Origin of the sequence: Roseateles albus, from assembly GCF_028595345.1 — a bacterium.
GTDB lineage: Bacteria > Pseudomonadota > Gammaproteobacteria > Burkholderiales > Burkholderiaceae_C > Paucibacter_A > Paucibacter_A albus.
Genome location: NZ_JAQQXT010000007.1, coordinates 212,850 through 237,723, shown reverse-complemented (window position 1 = coordinate 237,723; position 24,874 = coordinate 212,850). Strand labels below are relative to the sequence as shown.

Here is a 24,874-nt window from a genome sequence, read left to right as displayed (position 1 = left end):
CCGCAAACTTCGGGCCTTGCGGTTTTTGTGCGGCCTGTCAGACCGATTTGCAGTCTGTCCTTGTTGGCTTGAGTAAGGCGGGCGCCTGGCCTACAGTGCGGCCACACTGGCCAATCGTTGGAATTGGCCTTGTCGCGAATCCAAGGCCAGCCTTATGAACCGTACAAAATCCCGCCGCCGTTTGATCGGCGTTCTGAGCTTCAGCCTTGTTGTGACGCTCGGATTTTTCAGCGCCGTGGGCTCGGCCCAGGCCGCAACGCCCATAGCCCAAGAGGGTTTTCGGCGCATAGGCGGCATCGAGCAATGGGTCACCATCCATGGCCAAGACAGCAGCAGGCCGGTGCTGCTCTTTTTGCATGGCGGCCCCGGCAACCCACTCAGCCCTTTTGCCAAAAACATTTACGGCACATGGAGCCGCGACTTCGTCCTGGTGCAATGGGATCAGCGCGGCGCCGGCCTGAGCTTTGGCAAGAACCCCACGCAGGCCCAAGAATCACTGTCGCTGGAGCGTATGGTGGCCGACGGTATTGAGCTGACCGAGCAATTGCAGCAGCAACTCGGCCCGCGCAAGGTCTTGCTGATGGGCAGCTCCTGGGGTTCGGTGCTGGGCGTGCACATGGCCAAGCACCGGCCCGATTTGTTTGCCGCCTATGTGGGCACGGCGCAAATGGTCAGCGCGCAGGCCAATGGCCTTGCCAGCTTCACGCAGACCCTGGCCTTGGCCGAGGCCGCTGGCGATGCCGCCACGGTTGCCGCGTTGAAAGCCATCGGCCCGCCGCCGCACCGTGACCCGCGCGCTTTCGGTGTGCTGCGCCGCCCCATCCGGGCCTATGAAGCCAAGAGCTCCACATCCGCTCCCCGCGATTGGTGGCAAGCCGAGGCCCGCTACCAGAGCGCCGAGGCTCAAGCGGCCACGGAAGAGGGCGAAGATTATTCCTTTCTGCAGTTCGTGGGCCTGACCGGCGACGGCATGCTGTCCAAGATCGATCTACCTGCGCTGGGTCCCGAGTACCGCATCCCCATGCACTTCGTCCAAGGTGAGTCCGATCTGCTGACGCCGCTCTCCGTCACGCAGGGCTTTGTGGACAACATTCAGGCGCCCGAGAAATCGCTCACCGTCGTGCCTAGGGCCGGCCACGACCCCAACCCACCGCTGATCGAGGCGCAGCTCCGCTTGTTGCTACGGTTAGCGCAGCAGAAGCCGCCCAGTACCCCGTGAGGGTTGCAGCCGCCTGGCCCCGAATGAAAGTTGCTTTGGCTCGCTCAATGTCAAGAAGCCGCACTTGAAGACCCTCCACACCGAACGCCTGTGCATTCGCCGCCTGTCAGCCACTGACGACGCGGCCTTTATGTTGAGCTTGCTGAATGACCCCAGCTGGCTGCGCTATATCGGCGACCGCGGCGTCAAGACTCTGGAGCAAGCGCGCCACTATATTGAAAGCGGCCCGGTCGAGATGTATGGCCGCTTGGGCTTTGGCTTTTGCATGGTTGAAAACAGGGCCGCGCCAAGGCTGCAACTGGGCATTTGCGGCCTGGCGCAGCGCGACTATCTGGACTGCCCCGATATCGGCTTCGCCTTTTTGCCGCAGCATGGGGCCCAAGGCTATGCGTTCGAGGCTGCCGCCGAGATGCTGCGTTACGCGCAAGGCGAGCTGGGCCTCAAAAACATTTTGGCCACGACGCGTGTTGACAATCTGCGCTCACAAAAGCTGCTGGAAAAGCTGGGCCTGCGCTTCGAGCGTCTGATCCCGCATCCAGACGGTAGCGAGCGCCAGCTGATGGTGTACGCGTTGAGGGCGCCATAAAACTCAAGGGCCCCAAATCCGGCAGGCTCCTTGCGTGCTTGGGATCAAAAACACGCCGTGGTAGCGCATTTGGCTACCGTTGGGGTCAGATCTTGCTACTTCGCTCAAAGCAAGAGCGGCCATGGCCCTGATTCCGCAAAATGCGCCCGGTTCACACACCCAGGGAGCATCCAACCATGTACGCTTTTGCCACCAGCAAGAAGATAACTTTTAGTGCCGCCGCATTGTGCGTCGCTTTTGCCTTGACCGCCTGCGGAGACGGCTCCGACCCGGTCGATCCACCGGCGCCGATGCCGACACAGATCAACGCCGCCAATATGGTCGAAGTGGCGGCCTTGCTTGGTTATGAGCGTGCGCAAAGCCATTTGGTAGCCGACGTCTTTCGCGCCCTGCCACTCTGGTTTTCGACCGGCCAGGACGGCAGCGCCAGCCCCAACTGCTCAAGCGCAGGTACGGTCAACTACAGTCAAAAAGGCAAGCACTTCAGCCTCAGCGCCAATGGCTGCAAGCATCTCATTGGGGGCAGGGAGCTCTTGATGAGTTCAGGTTCGGTCGAAACCGTCGAGGTTCCGAGCGCGACCGGCGATGACTTCGACCTGAGCTACAAGGACTGGGTGTCATCGCTGCACAACCCTCGTCTTGACACCGGTACTCTGGCAATCACCGGCAAAGTTGCCGTGCGCAGCAACGGTACGGACAAGCGGATCCGCACGGCCGACTACAGCGCCGCCAAGAACGGACAGCAAATTAGCTTCACCTTTGTTGAAAATGTCGAACACCGCGATGCCGGGCAAGGCGTCTACCAAGTGGTTGCGTCGGCCGCGGCGACGGTAAAGACCGCCAAGTTCCCCCAGCCGCTCAAAATCAGCCTGCCCGTTGGGGGCCCAGGCCTGATCGGCGGCATCTTTAATGGCACGATGACCATCACCGCCGCCGATGGCTCGGCGCTCAGTGTGACGCAGTCGGGTGTGAACCTGCTGCTGGAGCTGCGTCCCACCGGTGTCGGCACCCCCACGGCGAGCAAGAATTTGACCACCGGCGACTTCGATGCAGCCATGGCCAAGGTGTTCTAAGCTCTTTGAGCTGTGCAAGTCGGCGCGGAGCAGCGCGGCATGATGAGCCGCGGATAATTGGCGCTCAATTCAGGAGTTAGCTCCATGGCAGGACCTGCTCGCGTCGGCGCCCTTATCTACGCGCATCGCTTGGCCAAGCTTTCGGCCTTCTACCAGCAGGTGCTGGGTATGCGCTTGCTGCACGCCAATGCCGAACTGCTGGTGATCGCTTCGCCGGACTCCAACCGATCATTCACGCCCTGCCTGCCGAAGTTGCAGCGGGCTTCAGCATCGCGGTGCCGCCCGCACCGCGTGAGGAACAGGCGATCAAGCTGTTTTTCACCGTGTATAGCATGGAGGAGGCCGCCGCCAAGGCCCGCGCACTTGGCGGCGATGTGTTCGGAACGGTATACGCGGGGCCGAGCTTCCAGATGCGCAATGCCTACGATCCGGAAGGCAATGTGTTTCAGCTCAGGGAAGCGCCGGCCTAAGCTGTGGCCAAGACGAGCGCAGCTAAAACTGCACTTGTAGCGAGATATAGCTGCTGCGCTGGGCTGTCTTGTTAGCGATCTGGCCGAGATGTATGGCCGCTTTGGCTTCGGCTTTCGCATGGTTGAAAACGGGGCCGCGTCAAGGCTGCAACTAGGCATCTGCGGTCTGCCCCAACGCGACTATCTCGACCACCCCGATATTGGCTTCGCCTTGCTGCCTCAGCATGCGGGCAAGGGCTACGCCTTTGAAGCCGCCGCTGCGGTATTGAGTTATGCGCAGACCGAGCTTGGCCTTGCCTGCGTGTTGGCGACCACGCGCGTTGACAATCTGCGCTCACAGAACCTGCTTGAACGGCTCGGGCTGAAGTTTGAGCGGCTGATCCCGCATCCCGCGGCAGCGGGCGCCAATTGATGGTGTACGCGCTGCGCGCTTAATGATGGTGTCCGCGCTCTGCGCGCTCAAGGCAAGGATCGATCTTGTCCTGGGCAATGGGCTATAGCTTGGTCCATTTGCCGACGCGGGCATTGAAGAAGCCCGATTCGGTATAGGCCTTGCGAATCGTGCCGGTTTGGCGCAACTGAGCCAAGCCCCGATTCAAGCTCGCCAGCAAGTCGGCGCTGCGCGGATGCTTGCCCGACACGATGAAGTGCCGGCTGCCCTGTATGCCGATTTTCAAATTTGGGATGGGGATCAAGCGGACGTTGCCCACGTGCAAAGACAAGTCCGGCGTTGCTTGAAAAGGCGCCAGCAAGAAGTCGACCCGCCCTGCGGCCACCATCTTGGGCATCGCCTCCCATTGCGCCACATGCTGACGCTGGAAGATGCCCAGTTGCTCGAGCGTCTTCCAATCCAAGACCCAGCTTCGATTGCTCACGCCACTGAGCTGGCGCACATCGTTGAGCGATTCGGCCGCCAAGGCTCGGGCATTGCTGGGCAGCACATAAATGCCCGCCTCGAATTCACCCGGCAAGACCAAGGGCTCACTGGCGCGCAAGTCCTTGCCGGCTTGGAGGATATCGTCCAGCCAATAGCTGGTGCAGCTACACAGCAGCCGCCCTGCGGTGATTTCTCGCAGCAGCCTCGCATCACTGGGCATTGACGAGAACACCACGCGCTCCGGCCAAGCACCCAGCGCGAGAGCCTGCTGCACCAGCACCATTTCGACCACATCACGGCGGGTGCCGGGTCCGCTGAAGTCGCTCAGCAGCACTGGATCAGCGGCGCCGATATAGCGCCGATAGTCCGCCAGCACATCGGCGGGGGCGGCCAGGCCCAGCGTCTCGTCCGCTTGAACACGCGGGCCGACACCCGCCAACGCCGCCAGCGCACTCGCCGGGCTAAGCGCTAGGAGGCTGCGGCGATCAAGCCTGAGCCGACTGTGCTTGCTGTAGGTGGGCAACTTCATCAATCAGAAAGTGATTCGGACCGGCCACTTGATTCGACCCATGCTGATTTTGATGCTAACCCAAGTCTGCCGGGCGATCGGCCTCAAACGCAGCTTGTCGCGCCCCACTGCAGCGCGTCCTCCGCCGCTTGATGGCCGGGCACTGCGAGCCCAAAATGCGGCGGTTTCCGGGCCGCCCTTTGCTTCGCAACAACTCAGCAGAGGGCGACTCCCAACTTTTTCTGGATCCACCGCATGAACATCGCATTGCCTCGCCGTCACCTGCTTGGCGCAGCCGCCCTCGGCCTGAGCCTGTTGAGCGTCGTCCGGCCGGCACGCGCCGCCACGCCCATAGCCCAAGAGGGTTTTCGGCGCATAGGCGGCATCGAGCAATGGGTCACCATCCATGGCCAAGACAGCAGCAGGCCGGTGCTGCTCTTTTTGCATGGCGGCCCCGGCAACCCGCTCAGCCCTTTTGCCAAAAACATCTACGGCACATGGAGCCGCGACTTCGTCCTGGTGCAATGGGATCAGCGCGGCGCCGGGCTCAGCTTTGGCAAGAACCCCGCGCAGGCGCAAGAATCACTGACGTTGGAGCGCATGGTGGCCGACGGCATTGAGCTGACGGAGCAGTTGCAGCAGCAACTCGGCCCGCGCAAGGTCTTGCTGATGGGCAGCTCCTGGGGTTCGGTGCTGGGCGTGCACATGGCCAAGCGCCGGCCCGACTTGTTTGTCGCCTATGTGGGCACGGCGCAATTGGTCAGCGCGCAAGCCAATGGCAAGGCAAGCTTCACGCAGACCTTGGCCTTGGCCGAGGCGGGCGGCGATGCTGGCACGGTCGCCGCGCTGAAAGCCATCGGCCCGCCGCCACACCGTGACCCGCGCGCTTTCGGCGTGTTGCGCCGCGCCATCAAGGCTTACGAATCCAAAACTTCCGCGCCCGCTCCCCGCGATTGGTGGCAGGCCGAGGCTCGCTATCAGAGTGCCGAGGCACAAGCGGCCACGGAAGAGGGCGAAGAGTATTCTTTCCTGCAGTTCGTCGGCTTGGCCGGTGACGGCATGTTGTCCAAGATCGATCTGCCAGCGCTGGGCCCCGAGTACCGCGTCCCCATGCATTTCATCCAAGGTGAGCAGGATCTGCTGACTCCGCTCGTCGTCACGCGGGGCTTTGTGGACAGCATCCAGGCCCCCGAAAAATCACTCACCGTCGTGCCCTTGGCCGGCCATGATCCCAACCCCGCGCTGATTGAGGCGCAGCACCGGCTATTGCTGCGTATTGCGCAGCAGAAGTCGTCGATTGCCCAGTGAATGTAGCAAGCGCTTGAGGTCAAATGGCCGCCTTCTAGACACGCCAGAAATCACCAAGCCGCACATGAGAACACTTCTGACTGAACGCCTGCGCATTCGCCGCATGTCGGCCGCCGAAGACGCGGCCTTTATGTTGAGCTTGCTGAATGATCCCAGTTGGCTGCGTTTTATCGGCGACAGAGGCGTGCGTACGCTCGCAGACTCCCAAGCCTATATCGAGAACGGTCCGGTCGAGATGTATGGCCGTTTGGGCTTTGGCTTTTGCGTGGTTGAAAGCAAGCACTCGGCAGGACAGTGCTTGGGCATCTGCGGCATTTCGCAGCGCGACTATTTAGACAGTCCCGATCTGGGTTTCGCTTTTTTGCCCGAACATAGCGGCCAGGGCTTTGCCTACGAGGCTGCCGCCGAAGTATTGCGTTATGCGCAGGGTGAGTTGGGCCTCAAATGCGTGCTGGCCACCACGCGGCCGGACAATCTGCGCTCCCAAAAGCTGCTGGAAAAGCTCGGCCTGCAGTTCGAGCGCCTGATGCCGCATCCGGACGGCAGCGAGCGGCAGCTGATGCTTTATGCACTCAGAGCTGCCTAACGTGAGTGACTGACAGCTGTATCCCTGCTTTGGGCCGAGGCGGCTCAATAGAATGCGAAGCAGTCCCTTCAAACAGGAGTAGCGTTCATGTCCAAAGCAGCGATTTCGATTCGAGTCTTCGGCTTTTACTTGCTGGGTTTGGGGGCGGTCTTGACGGCCTTTCCCAATCTGCTCCTGCGCCTGTTCTTCATCCCGCCGACCGAGGAGGTGTGGATTCGGGTCGTCGGTGTCTTGGTTTTCAATATCGGCGTGTACTACCTTTTTGCCGCCCAGGCAGAAGCCGAGTCGGCCTTTCGGGCCTCGGTGTTGACGCGCGCCTTGGTCTTTCTGGCCTTCTTGGATTTTGCGCTGCTGGGCCTTGCTCCGCCGATGTTGGTGGCCTTTGGCGCGGTCGATCTGGCCGGTGCCATCTGGACTTGGATGGCCCTGAAGCGGCGCGCAGGGCGCTGAGCTCGCCTTGCCAGGGGCCAGGCTCGCCTGCGGTAGCGGCAAAAGCTACCGTCGGTTTCGAATTTTGCTACTTGGGTGATGGCAGTGGCGATGTGCGGATCGGATTCGCACAATCCGCTCCGTTCACACAACCAGGGAGCAATCCGATATGAACGCCCTTGCCACAAGCAAATCCTTCTCTTTGAGTGCCGCCGTACTGGCCGCCACACTCGCCTTAACCGCCTGCGGAGACGGCTCTGACCCGGTCGATCCACCGGCGCCGGCGCCCACGCAAATCAATGCAGCCAATATGGTCGATGTAGCGGCACTTGCCGGCTACGAGCGCGCGCAGAGCCAATTGGTGGCCAATGGCTACCGCCTGTTGCCGCTTTGGTTCTCGACCGGCCAGAACGGCAGCGCCAGCAGCAACTGCTCAAGCACGGGCTCGGTGAACTACAGCCAGACCGGCAGTGACTTCAGCCTCAGCGCCAGCGCTTGCAAGCATGCCTATGTGGGCAAGGACTATTTGCTCAGCTCGGGTACGGTCAGCACAGCCAAGGTCGCCAGTGCCGCCGGCAATGACTATGACTTGAGCTACAAGGACTGGGTTTCGTCGCTGCACAACCCCTTGGAAGGTGCCGCGCTGGACACCCTCTCCCTCACCGGCAAGGTGGCTGAGCGCAGCACCGGCACAAACATGCTGAGCCGCACGGCCGACTACATTGCCAGCAAGAACGGCCAGCAGATCAGCGTCACTTTTGTTGACAATGTCGAGAACCGCCAGACCCCGCAAGGTTTCGGCGAGGTGCTGGTATCGGCCACCGTGACGATCAAGACCGCCAAATTCGCCCAACCCCTGAAGATCAGCGTCTACAGCGATGCGCGGGCCGATACGATCACCGCGGCCGATGGCTCTGTGCTCAGTGTGTCGGAGTCGGGCAACAATGTGCTGTTGGAACTGCGGCCGACCGGCGCCGGCACACCCAGCGCGAGCCGGACCGTCACGCCGGCCGAGCTGAAGGCGGCGATGAACAAGGTCTTCTGAGCACGCCGCGAGCTGCTGCCTTCGCTGATTGGGTTTGATTGTGCTGGGTTGGGAGCTGATAATCAGCGCTCAACTCAGGAGTTGGCCCCATGGCAGGACCCGCCCGCGCCGGTGCGCTCATTTACGCCCACAGCCTGGACAAGCTCTCGGCCTTCTATCAGCAAGTGCTGGGCATGCGCTTGCTGCATACAAGCACCGAACTTCATGTGATGGTTTCGGCGGACTTTCAGCTGCTCATCCATGCCTTGCCCGCCTCGGTTGCGGCGAGTTTCAGCATTGCCGTGCCGCCCGTACAGCGAGAGGATCAGGCGATCAAGCTCTTCTTCAGTGTGGACAGCCTGGCGGCAGCGGCCGAGCGGGCGCGTGCGCTGGGCGGCGGCTTGTTCGGCCCGGTCTATGCGGGGCCGGGTTTTCAGATGCGCAATGCTTACGATCTGGAAGGCAATGTGCTGCAACTGCGGGAGTGGCTGGCCTGAGGGCGCCGTGCCCGATCAGAATTGCGCTTGCAGCGACATATTGCTGCTGCGCTTGAGCGGAGATGAGTTCGTATTGATGCCTTGCAGAATCAGTGCGATGCCGGCACCGCTTGGCGCCAGCTACCCTTCGCTGGCCAATTTGAAGGGGCTGCCGGTCGACGAGTTGAAGATCGACAAGAGCTTTGTGCTGGCGATGGAAGCTAATTTTGGCGACGCAAGAATGGTGCGCTCAACCGTCGAGTTGGCCCACAAGATTGGCCCGACGGTGCAGGCCAACCCGACCCTGGCGCTCGCTCAGGCCTTCTTGCCCGGGGCCTTCAGCAAGCCCTCGCAGGTAGCGCGCTGCTTGTCGGCCGTGTCGACCTTGTTGCAGATGCCGTCTAACTGCGTTTTCAGGCGGGCGATGCTCGCATCATGCTTGCCGTCGGCGTTCCACTTGACCAATGAGCCGCCGACCTTTTGCAGAGAGCGGGCGCTGCGCTCGTAGAAAGATCCCTTGTCCTGCGCGGCCTCGCTGAACAATTGCGCGGCGGTTTTCTCGATGCGAGCGGCGTCTTGCGGCGCCAGTTCGGTCAGCGCGGCCACATAGCCCGACCCCCATTGCAAGCGAGTGGCCGGGCCTTCGCTCTTGTTAAAGCTCTCCTCGTACCAGCGCAGCGCCTCGTCTTTGCGGCCCTGCTTTTTGGCATTGCCGCCGAGCTGGCTCATCAGATAGTAGGGCGAGTGGCTCTTGGCGAGGCTGCTTTTGAGCAAGTCGTCGCTGTCTTTCCACTGGCCGGCCTGGCCCAGCAGATAGGCGGCCGAGCTGATCACCGCTTGGCGTTCGTAGCCGTCAGTGATTTCGCGGTCGGCTTTGGCTGCGGCTTCCTTGACTTCCTTGACCAGGGCCGGGCTGAGTTTGGGGTGCAGCTCGGTCTTGGCCGTGTCCAGGCGAGCCAAGTCCAGGCGGGCGCCCAGCGCACCGAGGCGGTCGGCGCGTGACAAGCCGGTGTCGGCTTCCAGGCGTTTGAGCGCCACTTCGAACTCGCCCAGCAGCTTGGTTCTGGCTGCGCCGGCTTCAGGTGTTAGCGTCTTGACGATGTCGGCCGCGCCGTTGGTCAATACATCCATTTGTGCGCGCGACTCGGCTGGGCTGACCAGCACACCGTGCACCAAGTCCGCCAGCTTGGCGTCGGGCTTCAGCCCCTTGCCTTCATTGCTGGCGCTCAAGGCCTTCAGCCACAACCGCGTCGTCGTTTCGGCGTCAACGCCCTGGGACGCCGCTGCCAGCTGCGCCAGCAAGGCCGGCAGCTCGGCCGCAGGCACCAATTGCGACTCGCCCGTTTCCCAGGAATAAAAGCCCAACAAGCGCCATTCATTGGCGCTGAGCTTTTTGCCCGCCTTGGCGTCGGCCAAGACATCACCAACGGGCCGGCCACCAGCCAGACCCAGCTGCAAGACCTTGATCACCTGCGGCGCATCGATCTCGCCGGGCAGGCGCGTGATTTCGCGGCCATCGGCGCTGAACAAAATCATCGTCGGGTAGCCGCGCACCATGAAGCGAGTGCCTAGCTTTTGCGCGCCGGGCGAGTCGCCGTCGATATGCACTGGCACGATGGCCTGGGTTTGCTCGATGAAGTCTTGCCGGTTAAACAGCGTCGCCTTCAATTGATTGCAAGGTGGGCACCATTTGGCGCCCCAGTAGAGCAGCACTGGCTTCTTCTCGGCGCGGGCCTGGGCGAAGGCTTTTTCAATATCTGCGTCGGCGCTGGCGGCCTGCCAGGCCACACCGGGGCTGGTGGCGGCAGCCGCCGCGTGAACGGTGGGTGCTTGGCAGAACAGGGCAGCCAGGCTGAGAGCTGCGGCGGCGGTGGCCGTGCGGGGCGTCGACAAATAGAGCTTCATGCGCGTGTCCAGGCGACCCGGGTCGGGCGGCCATTTGAAAAAGAGTGGTGGCGGCATTGTGCGGCCTGGCAGGGCCGCTCGATATACGGAGAACAACTGAGCTTATTTGGGGCGGGGGGGCTTTTGGGCGGTGTTGGGCGCTTTGCCGTATTTACCCCGGCTGCTCCAAGGTCTTGGTGCAGGCGACCATCTTGCATGAATTGTTTTGCCCGGATGATGCCGGGAGCTGCCGCACCTGTCCGCAGGCCGGAGGACATGAGCTGAGGCATGCGCCCGATGAACTTGGCCGGCACAACTCCGACGCTGCCTGCACCCGGCGCCAAGCGGCCCTCACGCCATGATGTTCGCTCCGCCATCGATATAGCTGGTGTTGCCCGAGATATGGCGCGCATAGCGGGTGGCCATATAGGCGCAGGCGTAGCCGACGTCCATGATGTCTATCAGCTCGCCCAGTGGCGCGCGCTGCTCTGTGTCGTGCAGCAGCGCCTCAAAGTCCTTCAGCCCCGAGGCCGCACGGGTCTTCAGCGGGCCGGGCGAGATGGCGTGTACGCGGATGCCTTGGTGGCCCAACTCATAGGCCAGGTAGCGGCAAGCGGCCTCCAGCGCGGCTTTGACCGGGCCCATCACGTTGTAGTTCGGCACGACCTTGTTGGCGCCGTGATAGCTCATCGCAAACAGAGTGCCGCCCTCGGTCATCAAGGGCGCGGCCAGCTTGGCCATGCGGATGAAGGAGTGGCAGGAGACATCCATCGCCTTGCCGAAGCCCTCGGCCGAGCAGTTCAGTAGGCCGCCTTGCAGATCGTCTTTGGGTGCAAAGGCGATTGAATGCAGGACGATGTCGAGCTGGCCCCAGCGCGCATCGATCTGCTCAAAAACGGCCTCCAGCTGGCCCGGCTGGGTGACGTCCAGTGGCAAACACAGCGGCGCTTCGATGGCGCGCGCCAAGGGCTCGACATGGGGGCGAGCCTTTTCGTTCAAAAAGGTCACGGCGACTTCGGCGCCCAGTTCCTTAAAGGCTTGGGCACAACCCCAGGCAATCGAAGCATCATTGGCGATGCCCACCACCAAGGCCTTTTTGCCGGCCAATGGTTGGTTGATGCCGGCGTGTTCATGCGTGCTGTTGTTCATGGCGGGTGCCTTCCTCTTGTTGGCTGAGCAGCGCCAGACAGTGGCGCGCGATGGTGAGCTCTTCGTTGGTCGGGATGACCCAGGCAGCGCAGCGGCTGCCTGTTGTGCTGATGCGCGGGCCGCCGGCCAGATTGGCGGCCTCATCCAGCTCGACGCCCAGCCAGGCGGCGGCGCGGCAGATGGCTGCGCGTACCGGTGCACTGTGCTCGCCGATGCCGGCGGTGAAGACGATGGCGTCCAGCCCGCCCAGTGCGGCGGCCAGCGAGCCTAACTCGCGGCCTATGCGGTAAACAAAAAGCTCGATGGCTTCGATCGCGCGCGGGTCTTGGCTTTCGCTCAAGGCGCGCATATCGCTGGAAATGCCGGATACGCCCAGCAAGCCCGACTCCTTGTACAGCAGGCGCTCCACCGCGCGCGCATCCATCTTCAGCTCGTCCATCAGATAGAGCAGCACGCCGGGGTCCAGGCTGCCGCAGCGGCTGCCCATCACCAGGCCGTCCACGGCAGTGAAGCCCATAGAGCTGGCAACACTCTTGCAGGCTTGCATCGCGCACATGCTCGCGCCATTGCCCAGATGCAGCACGACGGTCCTGCCGGCGGCCGCTTGCGCGTCATAGTCGGGCAGCGCGCGTGCAATGTACTCATAGCTCAGGCCGTGGAAGCCGTAGCGCCGCACGCCCTTGGCCGTGATCGTGGGCGGCAGCGCAAAAGCCTGCGATACGCCAGGCGCCGTGCGGTGAAAGGCGGTGTCGAAGCAGGCCACTTGCGGCAGGCCAGGCAGGCGCTGCGCGATCAAGCGAATCGCCAGCAAATTGTGTGGCTGATGCAGCGGCGCCAGCGGCACCAGGGACTGCAGATAACTGAGCAGTTCAGGGGTGACCAGCTCGGGCGCCGAATGGCTGAGGCCGCCATGCACGACCCGGTGACCGACGCCGATCAAACGCATGCCGCCACCGTTGTGCTCGCGCAGCCACTCGGTCAGGAAGTCGATCGCGCCGCTGTGCCCCAAGGGGCCAGGTGCGGGTGCTGGCGCCCGGCCGGGCCAGCGCTGCTCGCCGAGCAATTCGCCACGTGAATTCTTGGCCCAAAAATGCGCGGCCGCCCCCAGCTCCTCGATTCCGCCGCTGGCCAGCAGATGCAGTTGTTCGTCAGCATCGACCCGGTAGACGCTGAACTTCAGGCTCGACGAGCCGGCATTCAGCACCAGCAGTGCATCGTGGCTGCTGCCGTGCGGCAGGCTCATGGCGCGACCTTCACGGGCAAGCCGGGCAGGCTTTGTTGTGTTTGTTGAGCCTGCAGCGCCTTGTTGTGCCGCGCCAGCAGCACCGCCACCGCGCAGGAGGCCAGGCGAGTCAGCAGCGAGTCGGCGCGGCTGGTCAGGATGATGGGCACGCGGGCGCCCAGCACGATGCCGGCGGCGTCGGATTCGGCCAGAAAGGACAGACTTTTAGCCAACATATTGCCGGCGTCCAGATTGGGCACGACCAGAATGTCGGCATTGCCGGCGACCGGGCCGCCGATCTTCTTGATGGCGGCGGCCTCGGGGCTGATCGCGTTGTCCAGCGCCAGGGGGCCGTCGAGCAGGCCGCCGGTGATTTGGCCGCGATCGGCCATCTTGCACAGGGCGGCCGCTTCGATGGTGGAAGGCACGTTCGGGTTGACGGTTTCCATCGCCGACAGAATCGCCACCTTGGGGCAGGCAATGCCCAAGGCATGGGCCAGCTCGATCGCGTTCTGCACGATGTGAACCTTGTCCTGCAAGCTGGGCGCGATATTGATGGCCGCATCGGTGATGAACAAGGCGCTGGCGTGGCGCGGCACATCCATGACGAAGCAATGGCTGATGCGCCGCTCGGTGCGCAGGCCGCTGTCGCGTTTGACCACGGCGGCCATCAGCTCGTCGGTGTGCAAGCTGCCCTTCATCAGCAGCTCGGCGCGGCCGTCGCGCAACAAGGCCACGGCCAGCTCGGCGGACGCGTGGCTGAACGGCGCGTCGACAACTTCGTAAGGCGAGATGTCCAGATCGGCGGCGCGGGCGGCCGCTTCGATGCGCTCGCGTGGCCCGACCAGGATGGGCGTGATCAGCCCGAGCTTGGCCGCGTCGATGGCGCCGGCCAAAGAGGCGGCGTCAACCGGATGGACCACGGCCGTCAGGGCCGGCGGGAGGTCTTTGACGGCTGCAATCAGGCGTTCGTATTTTTCGCCCGGCTTGAGTTCACTCATGTGCTGCTGCTCCTGTGTTTGGCGTGGGTTCGATCGCGCTCACAGCCTCTGCTGATGCGCTTGAGGCCTCGACGACCGGCTGCAAGTGCAAGGCCTGCTCCAGCTGCGCCAAGCGCTTCGCATGGGCCTCGCTGAGCGGTCCTTGGGCGCGGGCAATCTTGCGCACCAAGGCAAATGCGCTGTGCGCCTGCGCGGGGTCGGGCAGCATCTGCGGCAGCGCCGCGATGGCACGACTGCGGTCGAGCAGCAAGGCGCGGTGCTGGGTTTTGGCCGAGCGTTTCAGATCGGCCAGCGTCAGCGAGGTCTCGCCGGCGGCATGGGCTTCTTGCAAGAGCAGCTGCATCATGCGCAGCGGGCGCTCGTCCAGCCCCGAGCCGTCCGAGGCGATATGGATCAACATGCGCATGCCGGCGTCCAGCGCGCTGCCTTGCTCGATGCAGGCCTCATCGGATGCATGCGTGTGGGCGGGAACGGCAGCCCGCTCAGGCGCTTGCTCCGCGTCCGGCAGGGCTGCGCTCAGCAGCGGCGAGTTGTAGATGCTCAGGAACAACTGCTCCTGCACGGTGTCGCGTGCGTCGCGGTAGCTGTTGAGCGTCTGCTCGATCCAGGCCGAGCCGGCTTGCTCGGCCAGCACAAAAGGGTTGTCCGGGGCGACCGGATGGCGCTGCTGGCGCACGGTCTCAGCGACCGCTTTGACAGGCCACAGTGCCGGGTTTTTGTCCGACACCAGCCAGCGCTCCATGCGCGCCGGGTTGAGCTTGCGGGCCAGCTTGGCGCTGGGCTCGTTGGCCACGGCCCGCACCACCGGCGAGAGGAATTTGTCGTAATTGGCCTGGTTGATTTCGGCCACGCGGCGTGCCACGTCAAAGGCCTGCTCATCTTCGCGGCCATCGTCCAGCGCCAGAATGTCGCTGACCTCGCGCGGGTGGAAGGTCGACAAATAGCGCCCGTCGGTCAGCTCCAGATGGCTCATCTCCGGCGCCGTGTCTTCGATCGTCATCTCATACAAGCCCGGCGGCAACATATCGATCAGATCCAGCGCGGCGGCGATCTCGGTGGTTTCCTTTTTGGCCACGCCGGCGGACACAAAGATGCCGAGATGTCCGACCTTCTCATGCAAGCAGTAGACGATGGTCTGCTCGTGGGCGCGGATCTCGCTGGTATCGGCGTAGAGGTCGGCGATCCAGTTCAGCGCCTGCTGGGGCGGTGTGATGTTGTCGCCCCAGGAGGCGAACACGATGATGGGTGCGCGGATCTTGCGCAGGTCGATCTGCACTGCGCCATCGGCCGTCTGCACGCCGCCGCGCGCGAGCCGGTTGCCGACGAACAGGTTCTGCACGATCCAGTCCATCTCGGCCTTGTTCATCAGGTAATGCCCACCCCACCAGCGCTCAAAGTCCAGAAAGCGCTCGCGCTCGGTGTCGACCTGCGCATACAAGTTGTAGAGCTTGCTCCAGTAGGTGTTGGCCGGGTTGAGTTTCTCGAAGTTGCTGACGAGATGCGCACCATCGAACTTGCCGTTGCCCAGGTCGCCCGTCAAGGAGGCCAGCCAAGAGCCGCCCATCAGCCCGCCTGAGTAACGCATGGGATGCTTGCCCTCGACGCCGGCCCAGTAGGACACCGGCGCGCCAGCCAACAGAATCGGCCCGACGGACTCAGGCTGCGCGGCGGCCAGCAGCATCAAGGCCCAGCCGCCCTGGCAGTTGCCGATCACAAAGGGCTTGCCCTCGGCCCCTGGGTGCAGCTCGCCCACATGCTGCAGAAACTTCAGCTCAGCGCGCGCCACCGCTTCGATGGTTTGACCCGGCATGGGCTCGGGGAAAAAGCTGAAAAAGTAGCAGGGGTGACCGGCCTGAAGGGCAATGCCGATCTCGCTGTCGGGTTTGAAGCCGCCGATGCCGGGGCCATGGCCAGCGCGCGGGTCGATGACCACGAATGGCCGCTTGGCGGGGTCGGTCGGGTGTTCGGCCGGCGGCGTGATGCGCACCAGCGCGTAGTTGGCCGGCAGCTCGAAGTCGCGCGCGTCGAGGATGGTTTCAAAGTCGAACACCAGTACCGGCGGCTTGCCCGACTTGGCATGCTGGGCGTAGACATTGCCGCGTTCGCGCAGCACGTCCAGCGTTAGCACAGAGCGCTGCCATGCGTCAATCCAATAAGTTAGCGCATGCTTCGCAGGCAGGTTTTCGACCCAGCTCGGGCCCGTGGCGGCGAAAAAATTCTGATTGAACATCGGTATTCCAGTCGTGCAGCCAGCCAGAAAAAGAAGCGGTGGCCACGCTATTGTGCAGCGCAGCAAAATGAATTCTGCAATTTTTTTGTTGCGCCCATATGTCTGTCGGGCGGACGGTCGATCGGCCCAGCCCAGGCCAAAAGTCTCGTCAAGCGCTACCGTCGGCGCCGGCAAATGCGACCTGCAAGAGGGCGCTAGGGCCGGCATGACGGCCGGCCTAGGATGGCGCCACAGTCAGTTGCTTGGCCCAGCCAAAGAACATTCACCATGAAGACAACCGCACGCTTTTCCGGCTCCCTCCTATGGATCGGCCTTGTCGCGCCCCTGCTGTTGAGCGCCTGCGGCACCGTGGCCCCGATCGCCGTCAACGCACCGCGAGGGTTTGACGGGCATAGCGAGGCCTGGGCGGCGGGCCAACGCCAAGCGGGCAGCGGCTTGTTCACCGATGAATCTTTCGACCTGGGCCCTTATCGCGTGGTCGAGGTCCGACGCGATCTGGCGAGCAGCCAAAGCAGCCTGAGCCTGGGGCCCTTGAGCTGGGGCAAAACGGCGGACGGCTTTTCCTTCCAACTGCAGGGACCGCAGGAGCGGGTGCAGGGTCGCTGCGAGCGCAGGGAAGGCGAAACCCGGCTGCCGGTGTGGGGCAATCAGATCCCGCTGCAGGCGAGCTTCGGGCTGAAATGCGATTGCCAAGGCCCGCAAACCCATGCGCAGCTGGAGCTGGCGAGTGCCTCCAGCTGGCAGATCGAGGATGCTTGGTTGCCCGAGCGGGTTCAGCTCAGGGTCAATGGGCAAAGCCTCACCGGCCGGCCTTTTGATCTCATGGGTGACACCTCTGAGGACGGACGCGCCTTTGTCGGCTTCCGTTTCGACTCAGCGGGCGGTCCGGCGGCGGCGGTGGGGCTTTTCTCGCCCGGCCAAGTCTGGCTGCACGACAACTTGCCGGCTTCGCAAAGAGCGGCGGTGAGCTGCGCGCTGGCGGGCCTGCTCTTGCACGCAGGCTCATGAAAGGTCTGGCTTTTGACATGCCGGGTGGCGCATTTCGATACTTCTGGCGTGGGCTTGGCCTCAACGGGCCGCAGTCGCTACAGTGCCTGCCCATCAGCCCCTCTTTATGAGTCTCCCAATGAAGAACATCGCGAAACACCACAAGTTCTCGGCTTCGGCCTTGGGATCGACCGTGATCATGAGCCTGATGCTGCTGACGGCCTGCGCCAGCACGGCCCCTTTGGTCACGCCGCATGACTTTGCCGGCCAGAGCCAGGTCTTGCCGGCGGCAAACCGCAGCCGCCTGACCGGCGTGCTGGTGGATGAGTCCTTCGACCTGGGCCCCTACCGCGTGACAGGTGTTCAGGGCAAGGGCAGCAGTTCCGCCAACTCGACAACCATCAATGGGGTCAAGACCGAAAACAAGCGCAGCGGCTTCAGCTACCGCCTCGTCGGCGGGCCAAGCGGCCAGACCGAGTTGATCGGCCGTTGCGAAAGCCGCAGCCAAGAGCGCAGTAGCACCCCCAAGTTCGGCATGGAGCAAGAGCAGGGGCGTAGCTTGTTCAGCTGCGTGTGCAATGGCGGCGGCAGCAACAGTGATGGGCACGAGTCCAAGCTGAGCATTGCCGGTGATCAGTCCGTTCAAGGGCGCAGCAGCTCGACCTCGCTGAGCCTGGCCATCCATGTGGACGGCCAGGCCTACCGGGTAGGGCGTTATGGCGACCGGGGGCAATTGATCCCAGCCGATGAGCCCTTCCATGGCTACCGCGTCGACGGCCCGCAAGGAGCTGTGGCTGCGTTGGGCCTCAACTACCCCGGCACCGTCTGGCTGCATGAGCGCCTGCCTGCGCCCCAGCGTGAGGTGATGACTTGCGCGATTGCCGGCTTGATGTTGCATCGCGGCCCGCAGTAATTGTTAGCCGGGCTTGACGGCCGCTGGCTGCCTAACCAACAAAACAAGCAGCGTCAGCGCGCACAGCCCGGCGCCTGCATAAAACGTCGCTCTAGCACCCCAGCCATCCCACAGCAGACCCGCCAAGGCGCTGGCCAGCAGCATGGCAACGCCGCTGAGCAGGTTGAAAAAGCCGTAGGCCGTGCCGCGCAAATGCGCCGGTGCGGTGTCAGCCACCAGCGTGGCCAGCAGGCCTTGCGTGATGCCCATGTGTACGCCCCAGAGCAACACGCCGCCCAGCAATGCCGCCAGGTGCGTGCTGCTGGCCAATAGCAAATCGGCCGCCAGCAAAACCAGCAAGCCGAGCGCCAGCAGCGCCCTGTGGCTGACCCGGTCGGACAGCTTGCCGAAGGGGTAGGCGCTGGCCGAGTAAATCAGGTTCATCGCCACCATCACCAGCGGGATCAAGGCCAGCGTCAGGCCACTCTGCTGCGCCCGCAAGACCAAAAATGCCTCGCTGAAACGCGCCAAGGTGAACAGCGCGCCTATCAATACCACCCACCAATAGGCCGGGGAGAGTTGGCGCAGATTGGCCCGGCTGATCGGGTTGTGGCGCTTCTCACTCAAACTGGCCTTGGGTTCGTGGACGCCGAATGCCAGCAGGGCGACGGCCATAACGCCCGGAATTACCGCCACCCAGAACACGGCCCGGAAATCATTCGCCCACAGCAGCATCAAGCCCACCGCCAGCAGCGGCCCCAGCACGGCGCCGATCGAGTCCAGCGATTGGCGCAGGCCAAAGGCCGCGCCGCGCAAGGCGGCTGGTGCCAGATCGGCCACCAGCGCGTCGCGTGGCGCACCGCGAATGCCCTTGCCGACCCGGTCGGTCAGGCGTGCCGCGATGATCCAGCCGACGCCGCCGGCCAGCGCAAAGACGGGCTTGGTTGCCGCACCCAGGCCATAGCCCAACAAGGCCAGGCCCTTGCGGCGCCCGAGATAGTCGCTCAAGACCCCGGAGAAGACCTTGACGATCAGCGCCGTGGCCTCGGCGGCGCCCTCGATCAGCCCGACCGTGAAGGCCGAGGCGCCCAAGCTGCCGACCATGAACAGCGGCAGCAGGCTGTGAATCATCTCGGACGAGACATCCATCAACAGGCTGACAAGCCCCAGCATCCAGATGGCGGCGGGCAGGCGCGGACGGGGGTGTGGTGCCGGTTCGGATGCTTGGGACATGCGTGCGCCCGATCGCTTGCTTGTTTGCTGCTCGGGGGCTAAGCGCCAAACTCAGCGGTCGGCGTGCCTTGATGAAACACCATCTGCCAGCCGGCAGCTGTCAGCCGCCAGATCGAGCTGCGATTTGTGTGATGCACCAGCCCGCCGTCCGGCGTCAGATGCGCCGATCGATAACTGAGTAAATAGACGTCAAGGCCGAGTTCCGTCAGCTTGAAATCCTGCGCATGTACCGTGACCGGCTTTGTTTCGGCAGTCAAGCTGGCCATTATCTCGGCGCGGTTGTAGGCCCGCCCGGAGCGGCCGAACTCGCGGAAGTCGGCGTGCAGCAACTCAGCCAAACGCCCGGCGTCGGCCCTGGCCTTGGGCTGATGCAGTTCGCATTCAAGCGCTTGCAGCGTTTCTTGAACTGAGTCGACAGGAGTTCTTCTTGGCATAGGGGCAGCATAGCCGCAGCGGCTATCAGCTGGCGTGGTGCAGGGCCAAACCGCCTTTGCACAGCAAAAGTTCGACCGCCGCAAAGCCCGCCTCTGCCAGCGCCGCGGCTTGCTCGTCTATCGTCATATAGAGCTGGTCATTGCTCATCCCGCCCACGCCGGCAAAGTGATCGCAGACCAGATAGGCGCCGTCAGGCGCGAGCAAGGCCCGCACCTGCCTGTGAAGCGCGGCGGCATAACGCTTGTGGCGCAGTTCATGCACCGCCTGATGGGTCAGCACAAAGTCGAACTGACTCAGGCCTTGCGACCAGTCGCCCTCCTTGAAGCTGCGCTCGACGAACTGCACGCGCGCGGCGAGTGCCCCCAGGCGTTTGCGCGCCAAGTCATGCATGGCGGCTGAAAAGTCCAGCGCGACATAGTCAAGCTTGGGCAGTGCGCTGAGCAGGTGTCGGGCCAGAAAGCCGGGGCCCGAGCCCAGTTCCAGCGCGCGGCATGGCTTGGAGCCAATCAAGCGCTCGAAGTAGGCAAAAAACTCGGGCCGGTCGGGGCGTTTGCTCAAGGCTGTGGCCGCCCATTGCTGAGCGTCGGCGGGTTGGCGCAGATCGATCGGGCTGGGGACGTCTTCGAGCATCAATGCAATGGCTTTCGAAAAAAAGCCCGCTCGAAGCGGGCTGGTGTTGTTTGCTCAGGCGGGCAAATCTTCGTCCGCTGCGGCGAGCGCCTCGCCCGGTGTGCGGTGGCTGCGCGGCTCATGCTTTTCGAGAGCGCTTGCGACGGCACGTTTCAGTTTGCGCATCGCGCCGTCAATCGCTTGGTGCGTGTTGCCTGCACTTTCTTTGACGATCACTGGCTCCAGGCCGGTCAGGCGGGCTTCGAGCGTGCAGTGGATGTCGTTGTCGGCCGTTTTCGAGTGTCCGTTCACATCGGCGAGATGGGCTTCGACGCGCGTGATGCGCTCGCCGAAGCGGTCGAGGGCGTCCTTGGCGACGCTCTTGAGATGGTCAGCCATTTGCTGGCTGGCTTCAATATTCGAATCGGTTTGGAGCAGAACTTGCATGAATGCTTTCCCTTTCAAGTGAACGAGCGAAATACAGGCTGCCCAACAGCTGCCGCTTGTGCCCTCCTTGCACCCGGCACGGCTTGCCTAAGCTCAGCCTCAGACTAACAGAGCTTGAGCTCTCAAACTTCAACTTGGGCCGATTCATGCAAAACCAAGAGCCCGGCGTCAAAAGCCCTCGGGCTGATCATCCTGGGTCTGCGCCGCTGCTGTGACGGCGAACACCTCGCTCGCCAAGGGCACCGGGCTGTCCATAGCCGAGGCTGCTGCGATCGCACCGGCAGATGGGGGGTCGAGCAATAGCTGCGTGTTCTGCTTTGGCTCGTCCGCGCTGGTGCCAGCAATGAACAACAGCGCCGCAGCGCCGGCCAGGGCCATCGCGATGGTCAGGTGCCAGCGGGCTTGGTCACCGAATTCGGAGTCAGTATTCATGGTGGCTTTCCTTTCATGCGTCGACAGGTCAATGGCTCGATTGAGCGCCCGGCCTTGAGCTTGCTTGACCGCGTTGAAGCGCTATTCAACGTTTCAAAAGTGCCTGCCTTGCAGGCTCCTGGCAGTGGCCCCAATCGCAAACACAAGGCTGTTCGTCCAAGCCTTGACTGTGCGAGCGCTGGGCAAGATCTGTTCTGAAGAAAATATGAAATTCGCCATGGCGGCCTTGGCTGCCTTGGCGCAGCGCGGTAGCCGCTTGGGGGCGCAGGTGCCCGATAGGCTGCATGCGTTGCCCCTTTGCAAGAATCCAATTCGCAAGGCCGCTTCGGTTTTCGGCAGGCACTTTTCGTTGCTGGCTTTGACAAAGCTGTGATTCAAATCACGTTTGCCTTGAAACCCCCTTGAGACAGGGGGTGCGCCGCCAGCAAGCGCAATAGAAGATGGCTGCAGGTAGTGCCTAGTTGAGATGGACCGGCCTTGGGGACGGTCTTTTTTTTCTTCAGTGCGCTGTGTGTCCACCCCAGTGTTTGTGCGGTAGCGCTCATAGGACTTGATGATTTAGAGTCAAGTTTTGGGGATTTTCACCTTCTCCTTTCCTACTTTTCTTTACTCAGCTTCCATCTATGTCGGCCAAGCCTGCTTCTGCGCCCACCCCAGCCGCCCGCCCCGGCAACACCATGGCCGAGCTTTTGATTGCCGTGCTGTTGCCTTCTTTGGTGCTGATGTGGACGAGCAACCCAGAGCGACTGGGCAATGTTGGCGCGCTGCTGCTGGCTTTGGCGTTTCCGCTCGCTTGGGCCGCTTACAGCGGTCTGCGCGAGCGACGTTTCAGTTGGATGGCCGCCTTAGGTGTGGCCAGCACCTTGCTGACAGGCGGGATTGCGCTGCTGGCATTGGATACACGCTGGTTGGCCATCAAAGAGGCCGCCGTGCCGGGGGTCATCGCCATTGCGATCTTGCTGTCGATGCTCGGAAAAAAACCCTTGGTGCGTTTGATGGTGTTCAACCCAGCGATCATGAATGTGCCGCATATTGAAGCAGCGCTGGCCGAGCGTGGCGCCACGGCGGCCTTTGAGCGGCGGCTCAAACTGGGCACGCTGATGCTGGCCGGCAGTTTCGCGTTCTCCAGCGTGATGAACTATGTGCTGGCGGTCTGGATCGTGCACAGCCCGGCCGGTAGCGAGCAGTTCAACACCGAACTTGGCCGCATGAACCTGCTCAGCTGGCCGATGATCGCCATCCCCTCGATGTTGCTGACCATGGGCGTGCTGTTCTACCTCGCGCGCGGCATTCGGCAGATGACCGGCTTGACGCTGGAGGAATGCTTGCATCCGCAGTGAGCCGAGGGCGCGCGCTTTTCCGATGGAGCGCTGTTGCGATTGAGCCAGCATACGCGCCCATGTCATGATGGCGCCCATGTTGATGAAGACACTCAAAAACCTGCTGGATGGCCTGTTGCCGCCGCAGCCCGGTGCCGCTGACGAAGAACATGCCTTGCAGCTGGCGACCGCAGTCATGCTGGTGGAAGTGATGCGGGCCGATGCCAGCTTCCATGCTGCCGAGCGCGCGGCGGTGCTGGCCGGGCTGCGCGCCAAATTCGGATTGAGCGAGGACGAAGCCGCGCGACTGAGCGAGTTGGCGGAAATCCAGGCCAAGACCGCCAGCGACTGGTTCGCTTTCACTTCCCGCATCAATGAGAATTTCGAGATGCCGCAAAAGCTGCGCATGATCGAATTCATGTGGGATGTAGCCTATGCCGACGGCCACCTCAGCGAGCATGAGCGCCATGTGATGTGGCGGATCGCTGACCTGTTGCACATTCCGCAAGGTGCTTATATTCATGCCCGTATGCGCGCCCAGGCTGCCGCTGGTTTGAGCGATTAGCCGTCAGCCTTCAGAGTGGAGCATCGGGCCGGTCGCGGGCGACCAAGGCCAAATACTCGGCCTGCGTGGCGCCGGCCAAGGGCTTCAGCATCACGCGGATGCTGTTCAGCCGTGACCCGCTGGGCACGCCGTGGCGCTGACGCAGTTCGACAAAACCCTGGGAGGCCCAAAAGCGCTCAGCCCTGAGGTTGCCGACCACCACACCCAGGCGCAACCAGCGCGCCCCCTGGTTGGCCGCCCAGCGCTCGATGCAGTCGAACAAGGCCTGTGCGTCGCCCCGCCCATGCTGCGCTGTGGCGACAATGAACAAACCGATATGGCAGACACCCTCGGCCATCAGATCGCTGGTGATTTGAACGATGGCGCGCCAGGGTTCGCGCGGTTCGACGGCAGTAAAGGCGAGGTAATGCATGCGTGAATAGCTGAACTCGGCCGGCGGCAGCTCATGGAACTCTTCGGTCGCCAAATTTGGCCCGGCCGCCTCACCCCCGACGATGAGAAAGTATTCAGGATTGGCGTCGAAGAAGGCCTGCAAGGCCGGAATGTCCTCGCTCTCCAAGGCCATGCATTGAATCTCGGGCGGGCAGGGCAGGGCAAAAGGGCGCATGTGAAATAGGGCGGCGTCGAAGCGGCGATTGTGCAAGGTTACGATGCCAGCCGCCCTCGCTCAAAATACTGGAACTCGTCATGATCCAACTCCACTACTTCCCCAGCAACGCCAGCATGGCCCCGCACATCGTGCTGGAAGAAATCGGCCAGCCCTTCGAGCTCAAGCAGGTAGACCGCGCCAACAATGGGCACAAGTCGGCTGAGTACCTCAAGCTCAATCCCAACGGACTGATCCCGGTGTTGGTGGACGGCGACATGGTGCTGTACGAAACAGCCGCCATCCTCTTGCATCTTGCTGACACGCACCCGGCCGCTGGACTCTTGCCTGCCTTGGGCACAGCGGAGCGCGCGCAGGCCTATAAATGGTTGATCTGGCTGACCAACACGCTGCAGCCGGCGCTGATTGCTTACTTCTACCCCGATCGCTGGGTCAAGGCCGGCAACACCGAGGGTGCGGCCGAAGTGCAGGCGGCGGCCGAGGCGCGGGTCGTTGAACTGCTGGCACAGGTCGAGGCGCAACTGGCTTCACATGGCGGGCCTTGGCTGCTGGGAGCGGACTACAGCGCGGCCGACGCGATGGCTTTCATGTTGTGCCGCTGGACGCGTGGTTTCGCCAGCCGGCCTGCGCGTGACTTCCCGCTGATCGGCGCCTATCTGCAGCGCATGCTGGCGCGTCCGGCGCTGCAGCGCATGTTGGCGACCGAGGCGCTACCTCAGCCCTGGGTCTGAGGCAGGCGTTTGTAAATGTCCGGCTCCAGCCGCTCCATAAACGCCTGCGGCTTGGCTGCCGGCGTGAAGCCGAATTGCGCGTAGAGCTGCGGCGCGGTGCTGGTGGCCAGCAAAAAGCGGCGCAGGCCCTGCAGCTCGGGATGCTGCATCACGGCCGCCATCAAGCGTTTGCTATAGCCGCAGCCCCGATGTTCGGGCAGCACAAACACATCGACCAGATAGGCAAAAGTTGCCCCGTCGGTGATGACGCGGGCAAAGCCAATTTGCGCACCGTCCAGGTAGGCGCCAAAACACAGCGAAGCCTCAATCGCGCGCTGCACGGTGCTGAAGGGGATGCCGAGCGCCCAAGTGGATTGCTCGCTCAAGAAGCGATGGATCAGCGGCAGATCGAGCAGGGCCTTGTCGGCGCTGATGTTGATGCGGGTCATGGGCAGGGTGGCAAATGGAGAGGCGATTGCCATCGTATGCGAGGCCGGTCGTCACGCTTGCTTGCCATTCGTCGCAAGCGGGCACTGACGAGCGCCGAGTCGCTCTAAAGTGCCTGCAGTGCATAGGCATTCCGCCTCTGCCGAAAA

General features: G+C 63.0%; 28 protein-coding genes and 1 pseudogene. 16 read left to right on the top strand and 13 right to left on the bottom strand.

The genetic code is table 11. The features are described from left to right. Nucleotides 1-154: 154 nt before the first annotated feature. The 5 genes from PRZ03_RS13285 to PRZ03_RS13265 all read left to right on the top strand — a co-directional run bounded on the left by PRZ03_RS13285 (nt 155) and on the right by PRZ03_RS13265 (nt 3,760). Nucleotides 155-1,219, top strand: a complete 1,065-nt coding sequence (locus PRZ03_RS13285; RefSeq protein WP_273600737.1) for an alpha/beta fold hydrolase — start codon at nt 155-157, stop codon at nt 1,217-1,219. A 64-nt stretch (nt 1,220-1,283) separates the two neighbouring features. Continuing rightward, nucleotides 1,284-1,805 (top strand): GNAT family N-acetyltransferase, encoded by a 522-nt coding sequence (locus PRZ03_RS13280; RefSeq protein ID WP_273600735.1) that lies wholly within the window; start codon nt 1,284-1,286, stop codon nt 1,803-1,805. 176 nt (nt 1,806-1,981) lie between these two features. Next, complete coding sequence (locus PRZ03_RS13275; protein ID WP_273600734.1) at nt 1,982-2,878, top strand: hypothetical protein; 897 nt, start codon at nt 1,982-1,984, stop codon at nt 2,876-2,878. A gap of 275 nt (nt 2,879-3,153) precedes the next feature. Further along, nucleotides 3,154-3,348 carry a VOC family protein gene (locus PRZ03_RS13270; protein WP_273600733.1) on the top strand — a complete coding sequence of 65 codons (195 nt, stop codon included), beginning with the start codon at nt 3,154-3,156 and terminating at the stop codon, nt 3,346-3,348. A gap of 88 nt (nt 3,349-3,436) precedes the next feature. Continuing rightward, complete coding sequence (locus PRZ03_RS13265) at nt 3,437-3,760, top strand: GNAT family N-acetyltransferase (RefSeq protein ID WP_273600732.1); 324 nt, start codon at nt 3,437-3,439, stop codon at nt 3,758-3,760. Nucleotides 3,761-3,842: 82 nt separating this feature from the next. Here the strand turns inward: PRZ03_RS13265 and PRZ03_RS13260 are convergent, their stop codons facing one another. Continuing rightward, a complete protein-coding gene (locus PRZ03_RS13260; protein ID WP_273600730.1) occupies nt 3,843-4,754 on the bottom strand; it encodes a type 2 periplasmic-binding domain-containing protein in 912 nt (303 codons plus the stop codon). 234 nt (nt 4,755-4,988) lie between these two features. On the opposite strand from PRZ03_RS13260, the gene PRZ03_RS13255 reads away from it, so the two are divergent. The 6 genes and pseudogenes from PRZ03_RS13255 to PRZ03_RS23965 form a co-directional block, all read left to right on the top strand. After that, entirely contained in the window at nt 4,989-6,041 is a 1,053-nt protein-coding gene (locus tag PRZ03_RS13255) for an alpha/beta fold hydrolase (protein WP_273600729.1), read from the top strand. 64 nt (nt 6,042-6,105) lie between these two features. Further along, nucleotides 6,106-6,627, top strand: coding sequence for a GNAT family N-acetyltransferase (locus PRZ03_RS13250; RefSeq protein ID WP_273600728.1), 522 nt, complete (start codon nt 6,106-6,108; stop codon nt 6,625-6,627). An 87-nt stretch (nt 6,628-6,714) separates the two neighbouring features. Next, a complete protein-coding gene (locus tag PRZ03_RS13245) occupies nt 6,715-7,077 on the top strand; it encodes a hypothetical protein (RefSeq protein WP_263532487.1) in 363 nt (120 codons plus the stop codon). 148 nt (nt 7,078-7,225) lie between these two features. Further along, nucleotides 7,226-8,101: a hypothetical protein gene (locus tag PRZ03_RS13240; RefSeq protein WP_273600727.1), complete on the top strand. Its 876-nt coding sequence runs from the start codon at nt 7,226-7,228 to the stop codon at nt 8,099-8,101. 89 nt (nt 8,102-8,190) lie between these two features. Beyond that, entirely contained in the window at nt 8,191-8,577 is a 387-nt protein-coding gene (locus tag PRZ03_RS13235) for a VOC family protein (RefSeq protein WP_263532485.1), read from the top strand. A 112-nt stretch (nt 8,578-8,689) separates the two neighbouring features. Then, nucleotides 8,690-8,851 (top strand): annotated as a pseudogene (locus tag PRZ03_RS23965) (EAL domain-containing protein); the annotation flags it as partial. Between the two features lie 20 nt (nt 8,852-8,871). On the opposite strand, the gene PRZ03_RS13230 reads toward PRZ03_RS23965, so the two are convergent. From PRZ03_RS13230 to PRZ03_RS13210, 5 genes are all read right to left on the bottom strand, one after another. Then, a complete protein-coding gene (locus tag PRZ03_RS13230; RefSeq protein WP_273600726.1) occupies nt 8,872-10,461 on the bottom strand; it encodes a thioredoxin family protein in 1,590 nt (529 codons plus the stop codon). Nucleotides 10,462-10,791: 330 nt separating this feature from the next. Further along, on the bottom strand, nt 10,792-11,589 hold the full coding sequence (fabI, locus tag PRZ03_RS13225; RefSeq protein ID WP_263532482.1) for an enoyl-ACP reductase FabI: 798 nt from the start codon (nt 11,587-11,589) through the stop codon (nt 10,792-10,794). Then, nucleotides 11,570-12,832, bottom strand: a complete 1,263-nt coding sequence (locus PRZ03_RS13220; RefSeq protein WP_273600725.1) for an acetate/propionate family kinase — start codon at nt 12,830-12,832, stop codon at nt 11,570-11,572. The genes fabI and PRZ03_RS13220 overlap by 20 nt, the downstream gene beginning before the upstream one ends. Next, entirely contained in the window at nt 12,829-13,812 is a 984-nt protein-coding gene (locus PRZ03_RS13215; RefSeq protein WP_273600724.1) for a phosphate acetyltransferase, read from the bottom strand. Before PRZ03_RS13215 ends, PRZ03_RS13220 begins: the two co-directional genes overlap by 4 nt. Continuing rightward, nucleotides 13,805-16,042, bottom strand: coding sequence for a DUF3141 domain-containing protein (locus PRZ03_RS13210; protein ID WP_273600723.1), 2,238 nt, complete (start codon nt 16,040-16,042; stop codon nt 13,805-13,807). Before PRZ03_RS13210 ends, PRZ03_RS13215 begins: the two co-directional genes overlap by 8 nt. 267 nt (nt 16,043-16,309) lie before the next feature. Here PRZ03_RS13210 and PRZ03_RS13205 point away from each other — a divergent pair, with 267 nt between their 5' ends. Together PRZ03_RS13205 and PRZ03_RS13200 are read left to right on the top strand one after the other, a co-directional pair. Continuing rightward, nucleotides 16,310-17,050, top strand: coding sequence for a hypothetical protein (locus PRZ03_RS13205; protein ID WP_273600722.1), 741 nt, complete (start codon nt 16,310-16,312; stop codon nt 17,048-17,050). A 118-nt stretch (nt 17,051-17,168) separates the two neighbouring features. Continuing rightward, on the top strand, nt 17,169-17,942 hold the full coding sequence (locus PRZ03_RS13200; RefSeq protein ID WP_273600721.1) for a thioredoxin domain-containing protein: 774 nt from the start codon (nt 17,169-17,171) through the stop codon (nt 17,940-17,942). A gap of 3 nt (nt 17,943-17,945) precedes the next feature. Here the strand turns inward: PRZ03_RS13200 and PRZ03_RS13195 are convergent, their stop codons facing one another. The 5 genes from PRZ03_RS13195 to PRZ03_RS13175 form a co-directional block, all read right to left on the bottom strand. Continuing rightward, nucleotides 17,946-19,154, bottom strand: coding sequence for an MFS transporter (locus tag PRZ03_RS13195; protein WP_273600720.1), 1,209 nt, complete (start codon nt 19,152-19,154; stop codon nt 17,946-17,948). A gap of 38 nt (nt 19,155-19,192) precedes the next feature. After that, nucleotides 19,193-19,588, bottom strand: coding sequence for a nuclear transport factor 2 family protein (locus PRZ03_RS13190; RefSeq protein ID WP_273600719.1), 396 nt, complete (start codon nt 19,586-19,588; stop codon nt 19,193-19,195). Nucleotides 19,589-19,613: 25 nt separating this feature from the next. Next, nucleotides 19,614-20,219, bottom strand: coding sequence for a class I SAM-dependent methyltransferase (locus tag PRZ03_RS13185; RefSeq protein WP_273600718.1), 606 nt, complete (start codon nt 20,217-20,219; stop codon nt 19,614-19,616). A gap of 54 nt (nt 20,220-20,273) precedes the next feature. After that, on the bottom strand, nt 20,274-20,645 hold the full coding sequence (locus PRZ03_RS13180) for an HPF/RaiA family ribosome-associated protein (protein ID WP_273600717.1): 372 nt from the start codon (nt 20,643-20,645) through the stop codon (nt 20,274-20,276). A 168-nt stretch (nt 20,646-20,813) separates the two neighbouring features. Continuing rightward, nucleotides 20,814-21,077, bottom strand: a complete 264-nt coding sequence (locus PRZ03_RS13175) for a hypothetical protein (RefSeq protein ID WP_273600716.1) — start codon at nt 21,075-21,077, stop codon at nt 20,814-20,816. A gap of 623 nt (nt 21,078-21,700) precedes the next feature. Between PRZ03_RS13175 and PRZ03_RS13170 the strand changes: the two genes are divergently transcribed. Then, entirely contained in the window at nt 21,701-22,417 is a 717-nt protein-coding gene (locus PRZ03_RS13170; RefSeq protein WP_263532471.1) for a VC0807 family protein, read from the top strand. Nucleotides 22,418-22,499: 82 nt separating this feature from the next. After that, nucleotides 22,500-22,961, top strand: a complete 462-nt coding sequence (locus PRZ03_RS13165) for a tellurite resistance TerB family protein (RefSeq protein ID WP_273600715.1) — start codon at nt 22,500-22,502, stop codon at nt 22,959-22,961. Between the two features lie 10 nt (nt 22,962-22,971). Here the strand turns inward: PRZ03_RS13165 and PRZ03_RS13160 are convergent, their stop codons facing one another. After that, complete coding sequence (locus tag PRZ03_RS13160) at nt 22,972-23,568, bottom strand: GNAT family N-acetyltransferase (RefSeq protein ID WP_273600714.1); 597 nt, start codon at nt 23,566-23,568, stop codon at nt 22,972-22,974. A gap of 80 nt (nt 23,569-23,648) precedes the next feature. On the opposite strand from PRZ03_RS13160, the gene PRZ03_RS13155 reads away from it, so the two are divergent. Next, entirely contained in the window at nt 23,649-24,299 is a 651-nt protein-coding gene (locus PRZ03_RS13155) for a glutathione S-transferase family protein (RefSeq protein ID WP_273600713.1), read from the top strand. Here the strand turns inward: PRZ03_RS13155 and PRZ03_RS13150 are convergent. After that, the gene (locus PRZ03_RS13150; protein ID WP_273600712.1) at nt 24,284-24,727 is read right to left on the bottom strand and encodes a GNAT family N-acetyltransferase; all 444 of its coding nucleotides are present in this window, start codon (nt 24,725-24,727) and stop codon (nt 24,284-24,286) included. The genes PRZ03_RS13155 and PRZ03_RS13150 overlap by 16 nt on opposite strands. Nucleotides 24,728-24,874 lie beyond the last annotated feature (147 nt).

Bases quoted from the DNA above. Each gene is read 5' to 3' on its own strand.
- PRZ03_RS13285 (WP_273600737.1), top strand. From the start codon at position 155: ATGAACCGTACAAAATCCCGCCGCCGTTTGATCGGCGTTCTGAGCTTC.
- PRZ03_RS13275 (WP_273600734.1), top strand. From the start codon at position 1,982: ATGTACGCTTTTGCCACCAGCAAGAAGATAACTTTTAGTGCCGCCGCA.
- PRZ03_RS13265 (WP_273600732.1), top strand. From the start codon at position 3,437: ATGTATGGCCGCTTTGGCTTCGGCTTTCGCATGGTTGAAAACGGGGCC.
- PRZ03_RS13260 (WP_273600730.1), bottom strand. From the start codon at position 4,754: ATGAAGTTGCCCACCTACAGCAAGCACAGTCGGCTCAGGCTTGATCGC.
- PRZ03_RS13255 (WP_273600729.1), top strand. From the start codon at position 4,989: ATGAACATCGCATTGCCTCGCCGTCACCTGCTTGGCGCAGCCGCCCTC.
- PRZ03_RS13250 (WP_273600728.1), top strand. From the start codon at position 6,106: ATGAGAACACTTCTGACTGAACGCCTGCGCATTCGCCGCATGTCGGCC.
- PRZ03_RS13245 (WP_263532487.1), top strand. From the start codon at position 6,715: ATGTCCAAAGCAGCGATTTCGATTCGAGTCTTCGGCTTTTACTTGCTG.
- PRZ03_RS13240 (WP_273600727.1), top strand. From the start codon at position 7,226: ATGAACGCCCTTGCCACAAGCAAATCCTTCTCTTTGAGTGCCGCCGTA.
- PRZ03_RS13235 (WP_263532485.1), top strand. From the start codon at position 8,191: ATGGCAGGACCCGCCCGCGCCGGTGCGCTCATTTACGCCCACAGCCTG.
- PRZ03_RS13230 (WP_273600726.1), bottom strand. From the start codon at position 10,461: ATGAAGCTCTATTTGTCGACGCCCCGCACGGCCACCGCCGCCGCAGCT.
- fabI (WP_263532482.1), bottom strand. From the start codon at position 11,589: ATGAACAACAGCACGCATGAACACGCCGGCATCAACCAACCATTGGCC.
- PRZ03_RS13220 (WP_273600725.1), bottom strand. From the start codon at position 12,832: ATGAGCCTGCCGCACGGCAGCAGCCACGATGCACTGCTGGTGCTGAAT.
- PRZ03_RS13215 (WP_273600724.1), bottom strand. From the start codon at position 13,812: ATGAGTGAACTCAAGCCGGGCGAAAAATACGAACGCCTGATTGCAGCC.
- PRZ03_RS13210 (WP_273600723.1), bottom strand. From the start codon at position 16,042: ATGTTCAATCAGAATTTTTTCGCCGCCACGGGCCCGAGCTGGGTCGAA.
- PRZ03_RS13205 (WP_273600722.1), top strand. From the start codon at position 16,310: ATGAAGACAACCGCACGCTTTTCCGGCTCCCTCCTATGGATCGGCCTT.
- PRZ03_RS13200 (WP_273600721.1), top strand. From the start codon at position 17,169: ATGAAGAACATCGCGAAACACCACAAGTTCTCGGCTTCGGCCTTGGGA.
- PRZ03_RS13195 (WP_273600720.1), bottom strand. From the start codon at position 19,154: ATGTCCCAAGCATCCGAACCGGCACCACACCCCCGTCCGCGCCTGCCC.
- PRZ03_RS13190 (WP_273600719.1), bottom strand. From the start codon at position 19,588: ATGCCAAGAAGAACTCCTGTCGACTCAGTTCAAGAAACGCTGCAAGCG.
- PRZ03_RS13185 (WP_273600718.1), bottom strand. From the start codon at position 20,219: ATGCTCGAAGACGTCCCCAGCCCGATCGATCTGCGCCAACCCGCCGAC.
- PRZ03_RS13180 (WP_273600717.1), bottom strand. From the start codon at position 20,645: ATGCAAGTTCTGCTCCAAACCGATTCGAATATTGAAGCCAGCCAGCAA.
- PRZ03_RS13175 (WP_273600716.1), bottom strand. From the start codon at position 21,077: ATGAATACTGACTCCGAATTCGGTGACCAAGCCCGCTGGCACCTGACC.
- PRZ03_RS13170 (WP_263532471.1), top strand. From the start codon at position 21,701: ATGTCGGCCAAGCCTGCTTCTGCGCCCACCCCAGCCGCCCGCCCCGGC.
- PRZ03_RS13165 (WP_273600715.1), top strand. From the start codon at position 22,500: ATGAAGACACTCAAAAACCTGCTGGATGGCCTGTTGCCGCCGCAGCCC.
- PRZ03_RS13160 (WP_273600714.1), bottom strand. From the start codon at position 23,568: ATGCGCCCTTTTGCCCTGCCCTGCCCGCCCGAGATTCAATGCATGGCC.
- PRZ03_RS13155 (WP_273600713.1), top strand. From the start codon at position 23,649: ATGATCCAACTCCACTACTTCCCCAGCAACGCCAGCATGGCCCCGCAC.
- PRZ03_RS13150 (WP_273600712.1), bottom strand. From the start codon at position 24,727: ATGACCCGCATCAACATCAGCGCCGACAAGGCCCTGCTCGATCTGCCG.